The 17,655-nt window shown below is 58.0% G+C and carries 14 protein-coding genes; 6 read left to right on the top strand and 8 right to left on the bottom strand.

Annotated elements, in window-relative coordinates; genetic code table 11:
- Positions 1–62 precede the first annotated feature (62 nt).
- Positions 63–416, bottom strand: coding sequence for an MGMT family protein (locus tag ACVW0C_RS12260; protein WP_414329999.1), 354 nt, complete (start codon positions 414–416; stop codon positions 63–65).
- A gap of 61 nt (positions 417–477) precedes the next feature.
- Between ACVW0C_RS12260 and ACVW0C_RS12255 the strand changes: the two genes are divergently transcribed.
- The 3 genes from ACVW0C_RS12255 (at position 478) to ndk (ending at position 2,248) form a co-directional block, all read left to right on the top strand.
- Entirely contained in the window at positions 478–990 is a 513-nt protein-coding gene (locus ACVW0C_RS12255; RefSeq protein WP_011431939.1) for a hypothetical protein, read from the top strand.
- A gap of 49 nt (positions 991–1,039) precedes the next feature.
- A complete protein-coding gene (locus ACVW0C_RS12250) occupies positions 1,040–1,711 on the top strand; it encodes a HupE/UreJ family protein (RefSeq protein ID WP_011431938.1) in 672 nt (223 codons plus the stop codon).
- An 87-nt stretch (positions 1,712–1,798) separates the two neighbouring features.
- Positions 1,799–2,248 (top strand): nucleoside-diphosphate kinase, encoded by a 450-nt coding sequence (ndk, locus tag ACVW0C_RS12245; protein ID WP_457385650.1) that lies wholly within the window; start codon positions 1,799–1,801, stop codon positions 2,246–2,248.
- Between the two features lie 63 nt (positions 2,249–2,311).
- Here ndk and darG read toward each other — a convergent pair whose 3' ends face one another.
- The 6 genes from darG to ACVW0C_RS12215 all read right to left on the bottom strand — a co-directional run bounded on the left by darG (position 2,312) and on the right by ACVW0C_RS12215 (position 10,046).
- Positions 2,312–3,322: a type II toxin-antitoxin system antitoxin DNA ADP-ribosyl glycohydrolase DarG gene (gene darG / locus ACVW0C_RS12240; protein WP_457385648.1), complete on the bottom strand. Its 1,011-nt coding sequence runs from the start codon at positions 3,320–3,322 to the stop codon at positions 2,312–2,314.
- Between the two features lie 148 nt (positions 3,323–3,470).
- Positions 3,471–4,844: an ABC transporter ATP-binding protein gene (locus tag ACVW0C_RS12235; RefSeq protein ID WP_414428318.1), complete on the bottom strand. Its 1,374-nt coding sequence runs from the start codon at positions 4,842–4,844 to the stop codon at positions 3,471–3,473.
- Positions 4,845–4,872: 28 nt separating this feature from the next.
- Positions 4,873–6,600, bottom strand: a complete 1,728-nt coding sequence (locus ACVW0C_RS12230; RefSeq protein ID WP_457385646.1) for an ABC transporter permease — start codon at positions 6,598–6,600, stop codon at positions 4,873–4,875.
- Positions 6,601–6,687: 87 nt separating this feature from the next.
- Complete coding sequence (locus ACVW0C_RS12225) at positions 6,688–6,978, bottom strand: DUF7219 family protein (RefSeq protein ID WP_414384063.1); 291 nt, start codon at positions 6,976–6,978, stop codon at positions 6,688–6,690.
- Positions 6,979–7,060: 82 nt separating this feature from the next.
- On the bottom strand, positions 7,061–7,789 hold the full coding sequence (locus ACVW0C_RS12220) for a hypothetical protein (protein ID WP_457385644.1): 729 nt from the start codon (positions 7,787–7,789) through the stop codon (positions 7,061–7,063).
- Positions 7,790–8,597: 808 nt separating this feature from the next.
- The gene (locus ACVW0C_RS12215; RefSeq protein WP_457385642.1) at positions 8,598–10,046 is read right to left on the bottom strand and encodes a carotenoid oxygenase family protein; all 1,449 of its coding nucleotides are present in this window, start codon (positions 10,044–10,046) and stop codon (positions 8,598–8,600) included.
- A 166-nt stretch (positions 10,047–10,212) separates the two neighbouring features.
- Here ACVW0C_RS12215 and ffh point away from each other — a divergent pair, with 166 nt between their 5' ends.
- Genes ffh through ACVW0C_RS12200 form a run of 3 tightly spaced genes read left to right on the top strand, consistent with a single transcriptional unit; the run spans position 10,213 to position 13,260 of the window.
- Positions 10,213–11,676, top strand: a complete 1,464-nt coding sequence (gene ffh / locus ACVW0C_RS12210; RefSeq protein WP_457385640.1) for a signal recognition particle protein — start codon at positions 10,213–10,215, stop codon at positions 11,674–11,676.
- A gap of 9 nt (positions 11,677–11,685) precedes the next feature.
- Positions 11,686–12,150: a tRNA (cytidine(34)-2'-O)-methyltransferase gene (locus ACVW0C_RS12205; protein ID WP_457385638.1), complete on the top strand. Its 465-nt coding sequence runs from the start codon at positions 11,686–11,688 to the stop codon at positions 12,148–12,150.
- A gap of 48 nt (positions 12,151–12,198) precedes the next feature.
- On the top strand, positions 12,199–13,260 hold the full coding sequence (locus tag ACVW0C_RS12200; RefSeq protein ID WP_457385636.1) for a histidinol-phosphate transaminase: 1,062 nt from the start codon (positions 12,199–12,201) through the stop codon (positions 13,258–13,260).
- A gap of 33 nt (positions 13,261–13,293) precedes the next feature.
- On the opposite strand, the gene ACVW0C_RS12195 is transcribed toward ACVW0C_RS12200, so the two are convergent.
- Complete coding sequence (locus ACVW0C_RS12195; protein ID WP_457385634.1) at positions 13,294–17,400, bottom strand: hypothetical protein; 4,107 nt, start codon at positions 17,398–17,400, stop codon at positions 13,294–13,296.
- Positions 17,401–17,655: the final 255 nt, after the last annotated feature.

The raw sequence follows: 17,655 nt of genomic DNA, 5'->3' as shown, positions 1-17,655 counted from the left end.
ACGTTACCAGGGGTGGGATTGGGGTTTCGTTATGGCCTGTCTAAGGTTAGGTCAAGCCTAGGTTAAACTTCCCCTGGATCCCAGCCAAATTGTTGCAAGTCCACCTGGCCCTCGGCGTCGAAGTGGATCCCTTCGGCTTGCAGCAGCGCTTTCTGCAGGTCGTCGTAGCCCAGGCGAAAAGGGGAGTAGGAAATGCAGCCCTGGGCGTTGATCACCCGGTGCCAAGGGATGTCGGTGTTTTGGCCTTGCAGGCGAAACAAAGCATAGCCCACCTGGCGAGCATAGCCGGGGTAACCGGCAACCCGCGCCACCTGCCCATAGGTGGCCACTCGGCCCGGCGGGATCCGCCGCACCACTTCGTAAAAGCGCTGGTAGAGGCTAGTAGATGGAGCGCTAGTGGAGCCAGACTGGGTCACAGGGATCCTCGCTCAAACTTGGCAGACAATAAGATGTGGAACGGATTGGATCCCCGGGTCCATGAGCTATTTAATCGCGGTACTGCCGGATCGCATAGCCGCTGAGGCGGCCTACAGCGCCCTGGAACAAGCCGGCTTTTCCCTGGAGCGATTGCATCTGCTGGGGCGGGGCTACAAGAGTGCCGACGAGTTTGGGCTGATTGACCCGGCCCAAGCGGCCCGCCGTCAGATGCGGCGCCTGGCCATTTGGTTGGTGCCCTTTGGCTTTTTGGCCGGGGTGGGGTTCAGCGTTTTGAGTGGTTTGGATACCTTTGCCTGGGCGGGACCTATAGGCAACCACCTGATCGGCGGCCTATTGGGCGCGATGGGCGGGGCCATGGGCAGCTTTTTCGTCGGCGGCGGAGTGGGCTTGTCTGGTGGCTCCGGCGATGCTTTGGCTTACCGCAACCGCCTCGCTGCGGGCAAGTACGTGCTCATTGTGGAAGAAGAGAACGAAACCCGCCTCCGCGAAGCCACGCGGATTTTGCGCCAGTTTGAGCCGGAAAATCTGCAAGGGTACAGAGAGCGCCCCTAGACTGGGAGATCTGGGCAGCTATTGAGAGAACTCAGGGAGGTCCAAAAGCATGTCTTGGCTGTGGCAGCAAGTCCCATCGCCGCTTGGGCGGTGGCGGAAGGAAGGGATCCCCAGCTTTGCCGCTGCTGGGGGTGCACTGGCAGTTACGGGGTTTTTTTCGCCGGCTTTTGCCCACCACGCCCTGGGAGGGAAACTGCCTGCAACGGCCTGGGAGGGATTTCTCTCCGGGCTGGCTCACCCTGTCATTGGCTTGGATCACCTGGCCTTCGTCGTGGCCATCGGTCTTGTGGCGGCGGGGCAGCCCTGGCGCTATGGGATCCCGCTGGGCTTTGTGCTAGCGGGTTTGGTGGGCACTGGGATCCACCTGGCCGGCTGGGATCCCCTGGGACTGACGGAGCTGGCCATTGCCTCTTCCGTGGTTCTCTTCGGCTTGCTGCTGGTGCAACCGCGGCAGATCCCAAGTTGGCTCTTGCTAATAGGGGGATCCCTGGCGGGGCTATTCCATGGCTATGCCTACGCCGAAACCATTATCGGCGCCCAACCCATGCCTTGGGTGGGATATCTACTGGGGTTGAGCACCGTCCAGTATGGGGTAGCTCTCCTGGCCCTTTGGGCAGCAGAACGCTGGGGGTTGCGGATCCCTGGCTTAACCCGCTGGGCCGGCTGGGCGATTACAGTGGTGGGGGCTGCCTTCCTGACCTTGGCAGTGGTGGGCGCGTAAAAAGCGCTAATTTTGCTCCCTTGCGCTCGGGATCCCCGATCCGGTACAAGGATAGCGGTGAAGATCTGTAAAACGAGGGGAGATCCCATGGAGCGCACCTTTATTGCCATCAAGCCAGACGGCGTGCAGCGGGGGCTGGTGGGCACCATCATCCAGCGCCTGGAGAGCCGAGGCTACCAATTGGTGGGCCTGAAGCTGATGCAGGTGAGCCAAGAGCTGGCGGAAGCCCACTATGCCGAGCACAAAGAGCGCCCCTTCTTCCCCGGTTTGGTTCAGTTCATCACCTCTGGGCCGGTGGTGGCCATGGTCTGGCAGGGCAAAGGGGTGATTGCTGCCGCCCGTAAGCTCATCGGCAAGACCAACCCCCTGGAGGCAGAACCGGGCACCATTCGCGGCGATTTTGGCATCGACATTGGCCGCAACCTCATTCACGGCTCCGATGGAGTTGAAACCGCGCAGCGGGAGATCGCCCTTTGGTTCGATGAGTCGGAATTGGTGAGCTGGACACCGGTTGCCCAAAGCTGGATTTATGAGTAGGTACTTGCTGCAGGCAAGGGGTAGTCGTGTTCGCAGGTTCCAGACCGGAAGTAGTGCAGAGCGCTAGGGCCGTGTTTCGAACTGGCTTCGGCTGGCCGCAAGCGGCTCTGTTGGAAGTGCCTTGAACCACCCCTTCTCTGCCAAAACTCGAGCGGCAAGCAGGATCTGTTTGCTACTGAATTGTTGTTTTCTATCTCCCCAGGCGTAGAAGCTTTCCACCAACTCTGCCGTCGTAGAAGGGTGCCCACGAGTCACGATCCAGTGGACAGTAGCCAGCAATTCTAGACCATAGGGCGACTCAAAGCCCTCCACGAGGTCGCTGACACGCTCAAAGCGTTCTCTCGTCTCTGGCTGTCCAGCGAGATATCTATGGGCTTCCTCGACAGCACCGGGCACCAGTTCCAGCTTCTTGTCTGGTCGATCACCGCCCGAGCCGTACCCAGAGATGTAATATCCCTCGATTTCTTTGAGAACATGCCGCAAGTTCTCGGCGTAGGGTCCATGAACGCCCTTTGTAAATCGCAGGCGAAGCGGCTCCCCGGCTTCCTGCAGGAAGTACATCAGCTTGTGCAGCTCAAGCAAAGAGACAAACGGAACAAGTAGACCGTTTACATAGCGCTCCATAAGGCCCACCAGCACCGCTCTTCCCGGCGTCAAGGAAGGGATCTGGCCGCGGCGCATGCTCTTCGGTAAAGGCTGAGGCCCGGTGGGCTCAAAGACAAGGATGTGGACGTCGGGAAGTTCTGCTAGCGCCTGCTCGATGCGGGAGCGCACATCGGGCCAATGAAGACCCCCGAGGCCGCAGCCTAGGGGTGGCAAAGCGACTGAGCGCAGACCAAGATGCCTGATCTCCTCGGCAAGGGACTTCAGCCCAGCTTCTATATCCTCGATCCGCGACTTCCCCCGCCAGTGGCGTTTTGTGGGGAAATTGATGATGTAGCGCGGATTGGTCAGGTTTCCGGTCTCGAAAACGAACATTTTGCCCGGTTGGACTTCCCCCCGCCGGCAGGCTGCGGCATAGGCCTTGAAGTTCCCAGGCCATGATTTCAAGTGCTGTCGCAGAACCAGTAACAAGAATCCCCTGCCTAAAAGCGGGGGAGTATGTCAAAATCCCTTGCAAGTTGTCTACATGGGTAATGTGGTAGATTTTGGGACTTTCTGGAATTGGCGCCATACCTCCGCTCTACGATGCAGCTTTGAAAAAGGCAGAGCCAGATGCGCTTCAGTCGGAACGAGAGTTGAGACCGACAGGCTTTTGAGCAGTGGAGCTCTCGCTTGGCTCGGGCAGATAGAGACGTTCTTCCGAGGCGTCGTACTCAAACAGCTCTGCATAGCGTCCCCAGTCAATGGCGGTGGCAAACTGCCGTTCGGCTTCAGCGTGGGGGAAGTGTTCGTCCCAAAGATCCAAGAAGAAGTCCGCTCGCATGGAGCGGCTGCCTTTTTCTTCCAGGGTCTGCAAGATGCTGCGGAACACGGGAACCCGTGCCAATAGCTGTTGTCGGAAGAGATCCTTGCTGCGCAGGATGGTGGTGTTGGCAAAGTCCTGGCCAATTTCGGTCAGTTGCACCACCCCGCTGGCCACCTCGGCAAAGCCCAACAGCACCGCCGCATCCAAAATCGGCAGCAGATCGTCCACGGCCAGTTGCAGCCGCTCGGCCAAATCGGCAATCTCCGCCCGCCCTTGCGGCCACTCCACGATCAACTCCAGCAGACCGCTGATCCCGCCCACCCGCGCATGGGGCAGAGGCAGGGCATAGGGGGAAGTGGCCTTATCACCAGCCAGCGCAGGCAGAGCCACCTCTCCGGTAACAGCAATTTCGGGGTTGGTCATGATCTCGTAGATGTAGTCCACCAAGGACTTAAAGCGGGGATCCGTGCGCTCGTGAGGCCGCGGCAGATCTATTCTCACCTCCCCCCGGATCCGCCCCGGGTTGGATCCCAGAATCACCACCCGATCCGCTAAAAACACCGCCTCTTCGATGTTGTGGGTAACGATGAGGATGCTTTGGGAAGGGAAGGCTTGCGCATTCCACAGCTCATCAATTTCCCCCCGCAGGTTTTCCGCCGTCAGCACGTCCAAAGCGCTAAAAGGCTCATCCATAAACAGCACCTTGGGCTCTAGGACAAAGGCGCGGGCAAAGCCCACCCGCTGCTTCATCCCCCCCGAAAGCTCCTTGGGGTAAGCGTTCTCAAACCCATCCAAGCCCACCAAGTCAATGGCCTTCAGGGCCCTTTGCCGGCGGATCTCGCGGGGGATCCCTCGGGCTTGCAGCCCCAGCTCCACATTTTCTTGCACAGTCAGCCAGGGTAGGAGAGCAAAGCTCTGAAACACCATCGCCACATCGGGGTTAGGCCCGCGTAGAGGCTGGCCGTTGCTCAGCACCCGCCCTTGGCTGGGGGGGATCAGGCCCGCCATGATGCGCAAAAGGGTGCTTTTGCCACTGCCGCTGCGGCCCAGCAGAGCCAAGACCTCCCCTGCCCGCACTTGCAAATCAATTTGGCTTAAAACGGTAAACTCCCCCTTGCCCTCTGGCAAAGGAAAGCGCTTGTAGACTTTCTCAACCTCAATTAAAACGGGGGAAGCTGCAGAGCTCATAGAGAGATTGCCTCAGAAACTGAAAAGACTAAAGGTGATATTTTTCTTCTGCCAACCGATACAGCCGTCGCCAGAAGAGGCGGTTAAGGCCCACCACAAACAAGCTCATCATGCCAATGCCCAAGGTAATGCGGGGCCAGTCTCCCACCGCCGTTGCCTCGGCAATGTAGGTGCCCAATCCTGTAGCCTTGAGGGTGGTGGATCCCCAGGCCACAATCTCCGAGACAATGCTGGCGTTCCAAGCGCCGCCGCTGGCCGTGACTCCCCCGGTGACCCAGGCGGAAAAGATCCCTGGAATGATCAGCTTTCGCCAGCGCTGCCATCCTCGTAAGCCCACATCCACGGCCATTTCTCGCAAGTCCGTGGGGATGCTCTGGGCGCCGGCAATGGAGTTGAAAAGGATGTACCACTGTGCCCCCAACGACATGAGCAAAATGCTGCCCCACTCAATGCTGATCTGGGCGCGGATAAAAAACAACGTGGCAAAGGGAAAAAGGAAATTGGCCGGGAAAGCTGCCAGGAATTGCACCACCGGCTGCAGCAGTTTCGCCAGTTTTGGATTAAAGCCAATGGCCACCCCAATGGGAGTCCAGATCACCGTGGCGAACACCAGCAACACGCTAACCCGCAGCAAGGTGAGGATCCCTAGCCCGAAGGTCAGCAGCACCTCCCCAAAGCCCACAGTGGTGGCCACAAAATAAACAATCCAAATCCCAATGCCGCCAATAGCTATCCAGGAAAGCTGAGTCAGCAGCCGCTCGCGGCGTCGCTCGGCCTCGGGACTGAGGGGATCCACCCAACGGGGGCGAGTTAAGTGGGACAACAGCCGATCCACCAACTCTGCCAAGGGGGACAGCCAACTGCCGATCAGCCGCGGGATCCGCGCCGTGGTCAGCAAATCGTACAGCCAGGATTCGGGGGCGGCAGCCCCGCTGCTCTGTTCCAGGCGAAACTTATCCGACCAAGCCACCAAAGGCCGCCAGAAGAGCTGATCCACCAGCAGGATGACCCCGGCCATGGTCAGGAGCGCCCAGCCCAGCTTGGGCAGATCCTCCGCCTGGACGGCCGCTTCCACATAGGATCCCAGGCCCGGCAGCGTGTATTCCTGGTTGAGCACGCTGATGGCTTCGCTGGCTGCCACAAAGAACCACCCTCCGCCAAAGCTCATCATGGCGTTCCAGATGAGGCCCACCATTGCCGCCGGCACTTCCAACTGGGTAAAGCGCTGCCACCCCGACAGGCGATACAAGGTAGCCGCTTCCACCAACTCTTGAGGCAGCGTGCGCAGGGATTGGTAGAAGGAAAAGGTCATGTTCCAGACTTGGCTGGTGAAGATGGCAAAGATAGAAGCCGCCTCCAGCCCCAGCAAGCTGCCAGGAAACAGAGCAATGAAACCGGTAACCGTAATGGAGAGAAATCCCAACACCGGCACCGATTGCAAGACATCCAACAGAGGGATCAAAATGCGCTCGGCCCAGCGACTTTTGGCAGCAATGTAGCCATAGATCAAGGTAAAAAGGGTGGAAAAGGCCAAGGCAATGAACATGCGCAAGGTGGAGCGGGCCGCATAGTAGGGCAGGTTGCGCGGATCCAAGTCGATCCGGGGCACCACCGCCGGAGGCTGAAACCGCTCAAAAGCCCCCACTCCCACCTGCGCCACCAAGGCCAGGAGAACCAACGTGCCCAGAATGATGGCCCCATCCGCAGCCCCTGCTGGCAGCCGACGAAGCGCCTCCGGCGAAGGAAAAGTCCTCATCTTCCCTGACTAAGCCCGGCGTCCGCGCCCAGTGTATACCGTTTGCGGTTGATCCGGGAGGAGTTGCGAGCTCCCGGATCCAGGCGGCTACTCTTCTGGCAACTCAGGGGGAGATTCCTTCCACTGGGGATTGTCCAAGATGGCTTTTTTGGTCTGCTTGAGTTGTTTCCACAGCTCCTTGATTTGCCGGTAGGCTTCTTCCGGGGTAATTTTGCCCCCGGTTTCCAAGCTACAAATCAAGGACACTTTATTGCTAAATTCCTGCAGGTTGGCATCAAAAACTAGGTTCTGCGGCTTCACTTCGCCCCAGTAGGGATAGCGAGGCGAAATGAATTCATCTTTGTTGGGAGGTTTGTTGGGAGGAGTTGGTTCTGCCACGGCCTAACCAGGGTAAAAGAATGGTTCACAACAAGAAGGTCAACATGAAAAGCTCCATTAAAGCAGGATCTACTAGCCCAGTTTATGGGCGTTTTCTCTTAACCGGCTTGGGTACTTTTGTGGGATCTCGCAGAGGATAAAACGGCTCTTGAATAGACGCTTCCCCACGTGTCGAGGGGGTGGAACTCTTCCTGGCTTTGGGTTGGGGGGGGGAACGCTTCAGCCGTGGGCGCGGCGGCGTTTTGAGCACAGGGCCGATGGGAGTGCCCGCCTCCACATAGAGCAGGGATCCACGGCGGCGCACCTGCAGATCCCAGAAATTGCCTACCCCTTTGCCCGGCAGGGATCCGATCAGGCGCAATTTAAAGGCTTGGGGCTTGGGGGCTGCGGCTCCATCCTTCTGGACTCGCTGAGAGGGAGAGTTGGCGGAAGCTTTTTTGCCCGATTGACGGATCTTGACAATGATGAACCCTTTCTCCTGCGATTGAAAAACGACCTCGCCCCGGATGGAAAACCAATCCGGCACCACTGTTGGACGGGATCCCTCGGGGAGAGTTCGCCCCATTTCTTCTGGGGCCCACACCCCCAGCAACTGCACGTGCAGATCTTCGGTTTTGTCGCGGGTGCGAGGATAAACCACCCACAGATAGTTGCGTTCCGGCCGTAGATGCTTGCGTACCAGGCTCATCACCCGGCCCAGCAATACGGCATTCAGATCCAAGCCATCCGAGGTGCGCAAAATCCCGCGGGTAAAGTGCTCTGGGGAGGGGATGTATCGCCCTTCGATGAGGCCGATGGCTCGGTATTGCATCTTCTCCCCAGGCGGGGGGATGGGTTCCAAACAGACTCGCTCTTTCTTTTCTTCCAAGCTAGCAGTGGTACTGACAACAGGCTGCAAGGACTCCGTCCCGCTGTCGCGAACAGCACCAGGAGCTGCCGCAGGATCCTGAGCTTTCGCTGATGACAGGGATCCCTTGGCCTCACCCGTTGAGCTGGGTCTGGGGGGCCGTACCGGTCGAAAGGGAGGTCTCAGATCGGAGGACATTGTGACGGTTCCGTTGCTGTCAATTCAGAATGCTCGGCGGCAGACATTTACCGTTGCAAAAACAGGCCATAACTTTGCTCTTGACCCAAGACCTGCTCAACACACCATTCACTAGCCTAACAACGCCCAACAGCGTCTTTCCATCCTGCTTCCATTGACAAACTCCCAGCAGGTGCCCTCGTCGGGAACTGGGGAGCCAGCAGTTGTCAACACTGTAGCCGACGTGTAGCCAATACTAGCAACTGTTCCAAGGGAATGGTTCTCAGGCCGCAGAATGTTTATCCCCCAGACAGAACCATTTCATCTTTATGGTCATTTCGATTCGAACTAGGACATTATACTCACACCCAAAACATTGAAGGTGCAGAGCCAGAAGGCTTTTCTCAGTAGCCCAGGCGTCTCACCCTAAGCTGAAACGAATAGAGTACCTGTGGTTTTTTCCGGCAACGCTGACTGGAGGTGTTTCTGCACAGCCGGGATCCGACTGACCGATCCCCAGGGCTCCCGCAAAGGCTGGGGCGCATGATCTTTCCCGAGCCGATGGGATCCATTCAGCCATCTTGAAGCTCATCGCTTAGGCAGGCGTTACCCACACCTGGGGAGTAAAACTGCCGTGTAGGCCATAGGGAATGTGGTGCCGCAATGGGATCCGCGCGACGGGGCCGGCTGTCAGGTCGGCTGCTTCTAGGATCACCACTTGAGAGCGCTGGCTGGCCGCATCAAAAACCACCGTCACGATCCACCCTGCCTCTTCGCCCTGACCTTCTGGATCGGGGATGAACACCGGTTCTCCCACAAAGCCGCGGGGGGCAAAGCTGTACTGCTGTGTGCGGCCTGTGGCGGTATCCAGCTTGAGGATGGCTTGTAGGGGAGCATTGGGGCCAGGAGCATGGGTGGCCCCGATGTAGATGTAGCGGTGGGATCCCCCCATTTGAGCCGGGTGGATGGCCGGAAACTCCACCGAGCGATCCAGCAGCAGTTCTCGGCGCACACTGCCCGCCTTGGGATGCAGATAAAACCGCCACAGCTTGCCCGCCGGAATCTGGGCAAAGTCAATCTGCAGGTAATCGGCATCCGGCTCCAGGGCAGGGTAGTTCTCATAGAGGACGGCATCCACCACCACCTGATCCCCGACTTCGTAGCCGTTGACAAAATGGAAAACAAACCCCGGCTCCGCTTCCAGTTGCAGCGGCTCGTCGCCCTGGGGAAAGAGCCAGATGCGGGTCGGCTCCCCCGGTTTCAAGGTCAAACAGGTGCCCGCCGGTTGCCAGCCCAACACAAACGGCAGGGGATTGAAAGCCAAGGGATTTTGGAAGAAGATGCGGTAGCGGGGTGTCCAGACAAAATCATGCAGAAAGGCAAAGCCCCGCAGGCGGTAATCCCGCTTTTCCACCAAGCGCCCGCGCGAGTCCAGACGATAAAACAGCAACGTGGAGTTCTGGGCAGCCCGCACCCCAAAAGCGATGAGATCTCCCGTGTGGGGATCCCGCCGGGGATGGGCAGTGAAAGGCTGGCTGGCCGAGATCCCTCCTGCAAACGTTTCGATCCCCTCGGTGGCCAAGGTGGCCGGGTTCAGCCGGTAAGGGGCACTGGCCTCCCACAGGGCCAGCAGCTTGTCTCCCTGGTAGATGACATTGGTGTTGGCGGGATTTTTGAACCGCAAATCGAGAACATTGGCCCACCAGCCGCCCGGCTTTTGGGTGCCAAACACCCCTCGGTAGAGCACCCGACCGGCTTTTTCCTCTGCTTCAAACTCGCGGGTGCGCACAAACCGGTTGCGAAAATGAACCTTCCCCTCCACAAAGGTGATGGCGCAGACCATGCCATCGCCATCGAACGGGTGCCCGTAGCGCTGGGATCCCACCTCCAGCTTGCCCGGGCCGTTGCGAAACAGGGTTCCCCGCAACCCCGCCGGGATCCGTCCTTCGATCTCCGTAATCCAATAGTCGTACTCCTGGGATAGGGAGCGATAGCCCAATTGCCAGTCGGTGATGCTGTAGGGAAGGGAAGCGACGCTGACCATGGAAGATCTGCATGCAACGCCCTCTATTGTTGCTTAAACTTTTGTGAAGTCGCCAGTTTTTCTGGGCCGGGATAGCCACCTTGGTTGGGATCCCCAAGATGGAGTCGCCCCGATTCGACTATGGTAGGAAATGCCCCCAAAGCGCCTGACAGGATCCACAGTACCCATGTTTGATGCCCTCTCCGAGAAGTTGGAATTGGCCTGGAGAAAGCTGCGCGGCCAGGACAAGATCACCGAAACCAACATTCAAGAAGCTCTGCGGGAGGTGCGGCGAGCCCTGCTGGATGCGGATGTCAACTTGCAGGTGGTGAAGCAGTTTATCGAGGATGTGCGGGAAGCTGCCCTGGGATCCGAGGTCATCCTGGGGGTGACGCCGGATCAGCAGTTCATCAAGATCGTCCACGACGAGCTGGTGAAAGTGATGGGGGAAGCCAACGTGCCCATTGCCCAAGCGGAGCAGCCTCCCACCATTGTCCTCATGGCCGGTTTGCAGGGATCCGGGAAAACCACCACCTGCGCCAAGTTGGCTCTGTATTTGCGCAAGCAGGGCAAGAAGTCTCTCATGGTGGCCGGAGACATCTACCGTCCGGCGGCCATCGACCAGCTCAAGACGCTGGGCCAGCAAATTCAGATCCCCGTTTTCGACCTGGGCAAAGCAGATCCCGTCGAGATTGCCCGGCAGGGGGTGGAGACGGCCCGGCAGCAGGGCTACGACTATGTGATTTTGGACACTGCCGGTCGTTTGCAGATTGACCTGGAGATGATGGCGGAGCTGGAGCGGATCAAGGCGGCGGTGCAGCCCCACGAGATCCTGCTGGTGGTGGATGCCATGATCGGCCAAGAGGCAGCCAGCCTTACCCGAGCCTTCCACGAGCGCTTGGGCATCACTGGGGCCATTCTCACCAAGCTGGATGGGGACACCCGCGGTGGGGCCGCCCTTTCCATTCGCCAAGTGTCCGGTCAGCCCATCAAGTTCATCGGTGTTGGCGAAAAGGTGGAAGCGCTGGATCCCTTCTACCCGGATCGCATGGCCTCCCGCATTCTGGGTATGGGGGATATCCTCAGCTTGGTGGAAAAAGCTCAAGAGGAAATCGACCTGGGAGATGCCGCCAGCATGGCGGAGAAGATGATGACTGCCCAGTTTGATTTCACCGATTTCCTCAAGCAGATGCGCCTAATTAAACGCATGGGATCCCTGGCAGGGCTGCTGAGACTGATGCCGGGGATGGGCAAAATCAGCGAGGAACAACTGCAAAAGGGGCAAGACCAACTGGCCCGCGCCGAAGCCATGATCAACTCCATGACCCCCGAAGAGCGCCGCAACCCGGATCTGTTGGCCCGCAGCGTCAGCCGCAAACGACGGGTGGCCCGTGGATCTGGCCACAAGCTGGAGGATGTCAGCCGACTGGTCAATGATTTTCAACGCATGCGCGACATGATGCGCAACATGGGCATGGGTGGCGGTTTTCCCGGTATGGGTTGGGGGGGTGGGCGTACCTCTCTTCCCGGCGGGGATCCCAGTTGGCGCGGACGTTCAACGGCCTCTCCCTCTCGGCAACAGCCCAGCCGCAAGCCGGGCAAAGGTGGGGGTAAAAAAGGGGGCGGCAACCGCGGATTTGGGGGCAAGTAGGATAGGATTATGCCCTTCCACGTTGTTTTGGTTGCCCCAGAGATCCCGGCCAACACGGGGAATATCGCCCGCACCTGTGCAGCCACCGATACGCCTCTCCATCTGGTGGATCCTCTGGGGTTTCGCCTTTCGGATCGCTACCTCAAGCGGGCGGGGCTGGACTATTGGCAGCACGTCCAACTGTATCGCTACCCCTCTTGGTCTGCTCTGGTGCAGGCCCACCCTGAGGCCCGGTTCTGGTGTTTTAGTGTGCGCGGCAAAGCCCTCTATACGGAAGTAACCTATCAGCCGGGAGACTGGTTGGTGTTCGGCAGCGAAAGCCGGGGGTTGGATCCTCTGTTCTTGGAAACCTATCCCAGCGTGCGCATCCCACTGCGGGGGCCGGTGCGCAGCCTGAACCTCAGCAATGCCGTAGCGATTGCCCTTTTTGAGGCGCTACGTCAGCAGGGATCCCTGACAAAAGAAAAAGAATAAGTGGTCGGGTTGGCCCTGATATAATAGCTACTTCTCCCCGTCAGGAAGATGTGTGCTCTGCAGTATCTGCGCCCCGACTTGCTCTACCTCAAGCCCTACGACGCCGTGCCAGCCCCGGCTGCCGACAAGCTGGATGCCAATGAGTTCCCCCTCGATTGGCCGGCGGGCTTCAAGCAGAAGCTCTCCCTCCTTTGGGAAAAGGGGATCCCCAGCAACCGCTATCCCGATGCCCACCACCGGGGCCTGAAGCAGGCCATCGCCGCCTATGCCGGAGCGGAGCCAGAGCAGATCAGCCTGGGCAATGGGTCGGATGAGCTGATTCGCTCGCTGCTGATTGCCACCTGTCTGGGCGGGCGGGGCGGCATTTTGGTGGCAGAGCCCACCTTCTCCATGTACGCCATCCTGGCCCAGAGCCTGGGGATCCCAGTGGTGCGGGTTCCCCGCGACCCGGAGACGTTTGCTCTGGATCTAGAGCGATGTCAACAGGCTTTGAGGGAGCATCCCATTCGGGTGGTGTGCCTGGTGGATCCCAACTCGCCGACGGGGAATGGCCTGACGGCTGCAGAGTGGGAGTGGGTGGAAGGGCTGCCCGAAGAGATTCTGGTGATTTTGGATGAGGCCTATTTTGAGTTCAGCCGGCACACAGCCCTGCCCAAATTGGCGGAGCATCCCAACTGGGTAATCTTGCGCACCTTCTCCAAAGCCTTTCGCCTGGCGGCCCACCGGGTGGGCTATGCTGTGGGTCATCCACAGCTTATGCAAGTGTTGGATGGGATCCGCCTGCCCTACAACCTCACGGCCCTTTCTCAGTGGGCGGTTCAGATGGCCTTGGAGCATGCCGAGGAGCTTTTGGCCGACGTGGCACTGATTGGTCAGGAGCGGGAAGCCCTTTACCAAGCTCTTCAGGAGCTGCCGGGGGTGCGGGTGTGGCCCAGCCAAGCCAACTTCCTCTACTTCCGGGTGGCCGGTTGGGATCCCCAAGAGCTGCAGCGGGCCTGGCAGGAGCTGGGGACTGGTGTGCGCTACACGGGTGGGGGGCTGCGTCTGACGGTGGGCACCCCTGAAGAGAACCGACGGGCCTTGGAGCGCCTGCGCCAAATCCTGCAATAGGCCTCCCGGCTCCGAGTTGCTTTTGGAGCCAGCCTAGGTGGACAAGCCTGCGGTCAAGAAACGCTGGATCAAGCTGTGCACCTGCTGCAAGTGTCGTTCGTCCAGATGCTCCAGCGCCTGGGCGATTTCCGCTCTGAGTCGGCTCTGGGTGTCGGTTTGGGCCTGCTGCAGCAGCCAACTTTGGACAGGGCTGGGGTGCTCCACAAAGTCAAGCGCCCAGGGATCCCGTTCGTCCAGCTCAGGTTCTGCCTGGGGCAGTTGCTCCCCCCAGCGCTCTTGAGCCTGTCGAAACTCCTCCGCCAAACGATCTGTTGGGCGCCCCTCCGCTTGGAGAACCTTTTGATACCTTTGGTGGGTCACCAGCCAGCGCTGCCGAATTTGAGAGCGTTGCTGCCTGGTCAGCCTGCCGGTTCTGCTTTCGGTGAAGCGCTCGTAAAACCTGAGCGTGTCTCGGTAGTGGCCCAATCGCTCACAAGCCAAGCCTACCTCCAGGGGCTGTAGCCACCAGGCCCGCTCCATCTGTGTGCTGGTAACCACTTCCTGCAGAAAATCTCGCAGCCCAGGGGATTTGCGCCTCAAGTCTTCCCAGTTGGTCCGGATATCCCGGGCCATGGCAGCCACCAGCTCGTAGTCATGTCCCCGCTGCCACGCCTGAGGATGGGCCTGCACCGTTTTCCAGAGCTTCTCCCACTCTCGGCACTGGATCAGAACTCGCAGCATCAGCGGCCAGTCTTTCAAGCGCTCCAGACTGGTGACGACGTCGCCGATGTACTCTGCCCACTCGCCTGTGAGGGGACGTCCTGCCTCTTGCCATCGGTCCAGCACCACCGAGTCTTGGCGGTCTTTGGATAGCCACCTCACCTTGCCGGGAAGGGGTTCCAGGTGGATCTTGGCCCGGTAGTAGGGGGAATGCTCCGTTTGGCCCCCCTGATCCCAAACCTCTACCGCCCGCTCAAATTCCTGCCGATAGAAGTGACAGATACCCCAAATCTTGTAGTACTGATTCGCGAACGGCTGCCGCTGGCCGAGAAAGGCCAGACGTCCCTTCAAAGCCTCAAGGGTCTCTTGCAAAAACCAGCTGCGGGCCTCTTCCTGGGGGCAGAAAGTTCCCAAGTTGTTGAGAACTTGCTCAAGCTCTGCCAAAAATTGCTGTACACACTCTTTCCAGGTGGAATCCGTTCGTGTAAGCGGGACGAAGTCCCTATCTTTGGGGCTGACTTCAACACTCAGCCAATCTCGCACCCGCACCACCTGTCGGAAGCGCTCCATAGACTTGACAGAGGTTCTTTGGGTCGCCACCATCAAGTCCACCAAGGGGCTGTAGTCTGGGATCCCAGGACATCCAGCAAAGTAGGCGGCGTTACGCTGCAGCTCCAACCAGGCCTTCCCTCTCCAAAAGCACTCCCAGGCTTCTCGTTTAAGATTTTTGTTGGGCAAAGCAGACTGCTCCAGGCTCAGGAACTTTTGCCCTGCGGAAACGTAATCCCTCTGGAGCTTGAGGAGCCAGGCCTGACATTCCTGTTCTAGAGGTGGTTTTTTTGCCTTCCGCGCCAGAGTTTGAACATCCTCCAGAAGTTTGAGGTTGCCCTCCTCGATGCCGCGCCTGAGAAGCTCAAGAGCTGCCTCCTGCAGATCTTCCAAGCTTGTATTGGTCCAGTACTGGATATTGATGCCTTTGACAGGGTAACCCAATACCGGTGGGTCGGTCTCCCATTCCGACCGATCCGGTTGCAGAGAAGGATGATCGAGCCAAGAGTTGGATTCTAAGCTTGGATCCCAGAACTCCCGCCAACCGGCAGAGGTGTCCACAATGGCCAGGGCCTCGATGGGGCGGGTAATGCCGACATACAATTGGTTGAGAAAATAATGGAGTTGCAGGGATATCGCCTCCCCAGCTCCTCGGGCGTAATCATTAAGCTTTCGGTTAAAGTTTTGTCGATAGGCGTTTCCAAACTTGTAGAGGATAACTTTTTTGAACTCCATTCCCTTAACAGACGTAGCAGTTTGCAGGAGCGGTGGTTTAAGATTCTGCTTCAATTCCTCGGCAAAGATCTTCTGGAGTTCGGGATCCTGACGCACGTAGTTCAGCTCCTCTCCCACAGGACAGGGTAAGATACAGACTGTTCCTGTGAGATCACTAAGCATTTTTCTAAGCTCATCTTCGATTAAGTTTCTTTCCTGACCATCCAGCACAAACCTTTGAACCGGCATGCCCTGCTCATGGGGACGCCAGGGCTGTTGGGGATAGATTTCTCGACTCTTGCTGAGAACTCGCCGCCACAGGTTGACTACATTGCTAAAACGAGTAACTTGTGGATTGCTGCGATAGTTGTTTCTCAGCTCCTGCGGGCCTGCAATCTCAAAGGGATGGCTCGGCAACAAGTAGGCGCGGATATGCTCGTAGAGATATTTTTTCAGGGCAGCCCAACGAAATCCCGTCGGGTTAATGGTTTGCAAGGGATCCCCGGCAAAGGCATAGGGCAGGCGATCAATAGCCCAATCCAACTTGTATTTTCCCCAAGGAGATAAGCAAAAAATGATATTCAGCTCAAGTTGGGTAAAGTCCTGAACCTCATCGCAAAAAATGACTGGATGAATAGGATTAAGAGTGCCATTCTGCAGCACATCTCTGGCCAAATCTTGGTCATCCCAGTAGCCCTCATGGGTGGTTCGATCCCGGTAGCCTGGCCAAATCTCTTCGTAAATCCGCTCGAAGGCTTCTTCATCCACACTGCGGTCGGCCTCAGGCAATTCTCGGTAGCTATCGGGATCCAAATAGTCACTGACCTCATAGCCTTTGATCAGCGTGCGAATGGTGTGCCAAGCCAGCTCTACATCGCGGCGACCACAATACCAGCTCTGAAATCGATAAAAATTGACATACCGATCCGGTTGGTAGCGTTCTTGCCGCTCAGGGGGAAGGCAGTTCAGCAGGTAATCCTGAAAAGTGCTAAAAAAAGCTTGACACTGCTGAATTTCCTCTGTGGAGAAGCTGCACCCCTCCTCCCGATAGCGGTGGCTGATGCGCAAAATTGAACTTACCCTGTCGCGGGCTTGCTGCACCAAGCTTGGGCTGTAGGTCAAAAAGAGAGGGCGGTACTCAAGAGGTCTCTGTTTTGAAGTTTTGAGGTAGTGGCTGCAATAGTCGGCAAAGCGGTAGTACAACATCAGAGATTTGCCACTCCCGGCCCTTCCGTTGATCAGTAGGGGCATGGATGTGCTCTGCAGGATTTCTTCTTCCTCCATGGACAAAGCCAAATTTCCCTCTGTGATCTCCTGCATTTCCAACCAAATGGTCTCATCCGCCACCATGTAGTCGGGGTAGGCGCGACGGGCGTACCGCTTCCATACCTCCAAAGGTTGCGGGTGCTGGAGAATATCCGGCTGCTTGGCTTTCATCCCAAAGAGGCAGGTTTGGCATCCCAGATCAAACCGTTCCCTCTGCTCTGGGGCGTGGTCGTAAACCCCGATGAGAAATGGAAACAATCTCCCCGGCTGCTCCCAGACTTGCACCAAGCTGACAGCCAGATACAGGGATCCCTCCTGCCAGCATTTGACCTCTGCCTCCAGATAAAACGGCGGGAGCTGCCGGTAGAGCCTGCCTTCAATGTCATCTACCAAGCGGGATACTGCTTGGTAAGCCTGGCGCCGCTGCTCTGGAGAAAGGGCCCGTACTTGCCGAACCCATTCCCCACTTTCCAACACCAGCCGCTCCTGCGGATTGGGAGCATTCAAGAACTGTGTCCATTCATACAGCTCGTCGGGCAGAGGGGGGAGATGGTTTGGCGGATCCCCTGGTTCGTGCCGCTGCGCCAGCCACGCCTGCAAACGGTCATCGGGCACCCAGCTCCGCACCCGTTCTTGATAATCCGGATCTCGCCGTCGGTCTAAGAACTCCCGGTATTCGTGACTGCCTCTCGGCCAGAGGCCAAACAAAACCAGAACGGGTACTTCGCCTACATAGCGCAGCTCCCCCACCAAGCGAATGTTGTTGCGGAGATTACGCTTCCAGTAAGGGTAACGAACGTCAAACAACTGGCTCAAAAGGGTGCGATCCCCCTCTTCCAGCCGTTCTACCAATGCTTCTAGGTTGCACTGGGTTCTGCTTCCCAGAAACTCCTCCGGGCAATATACATACATGGGATCCCGCCGGGTATACTTGGAAGCCATCCTAGTGCCGGACTACTGGCGAAAATTGCCGCTGTGCCAAAAGTCTTAATTTTTTTCATAATCCCCACGTAGCCCACAACTACCTATGTAGCCATTTGCAAACTCACAAAACATCTCGATTCAAGCTTTTGTAAACTACCCGACACCCGCGCTATGCGCAGGGTGCGGGCTTTATCCCAATCCCTAGCGGCCCCAGAGGACAGCTAAGTTTCGGAATTTCAGGCG

This window comes from Thermostichus sp. OS-CIW-26 (assembly GCF_054058395.1).
Note: the sequence above shows the minus strand (reverse complement) of the source record. Positions and strands in the feature narration are given on the sequence as shown.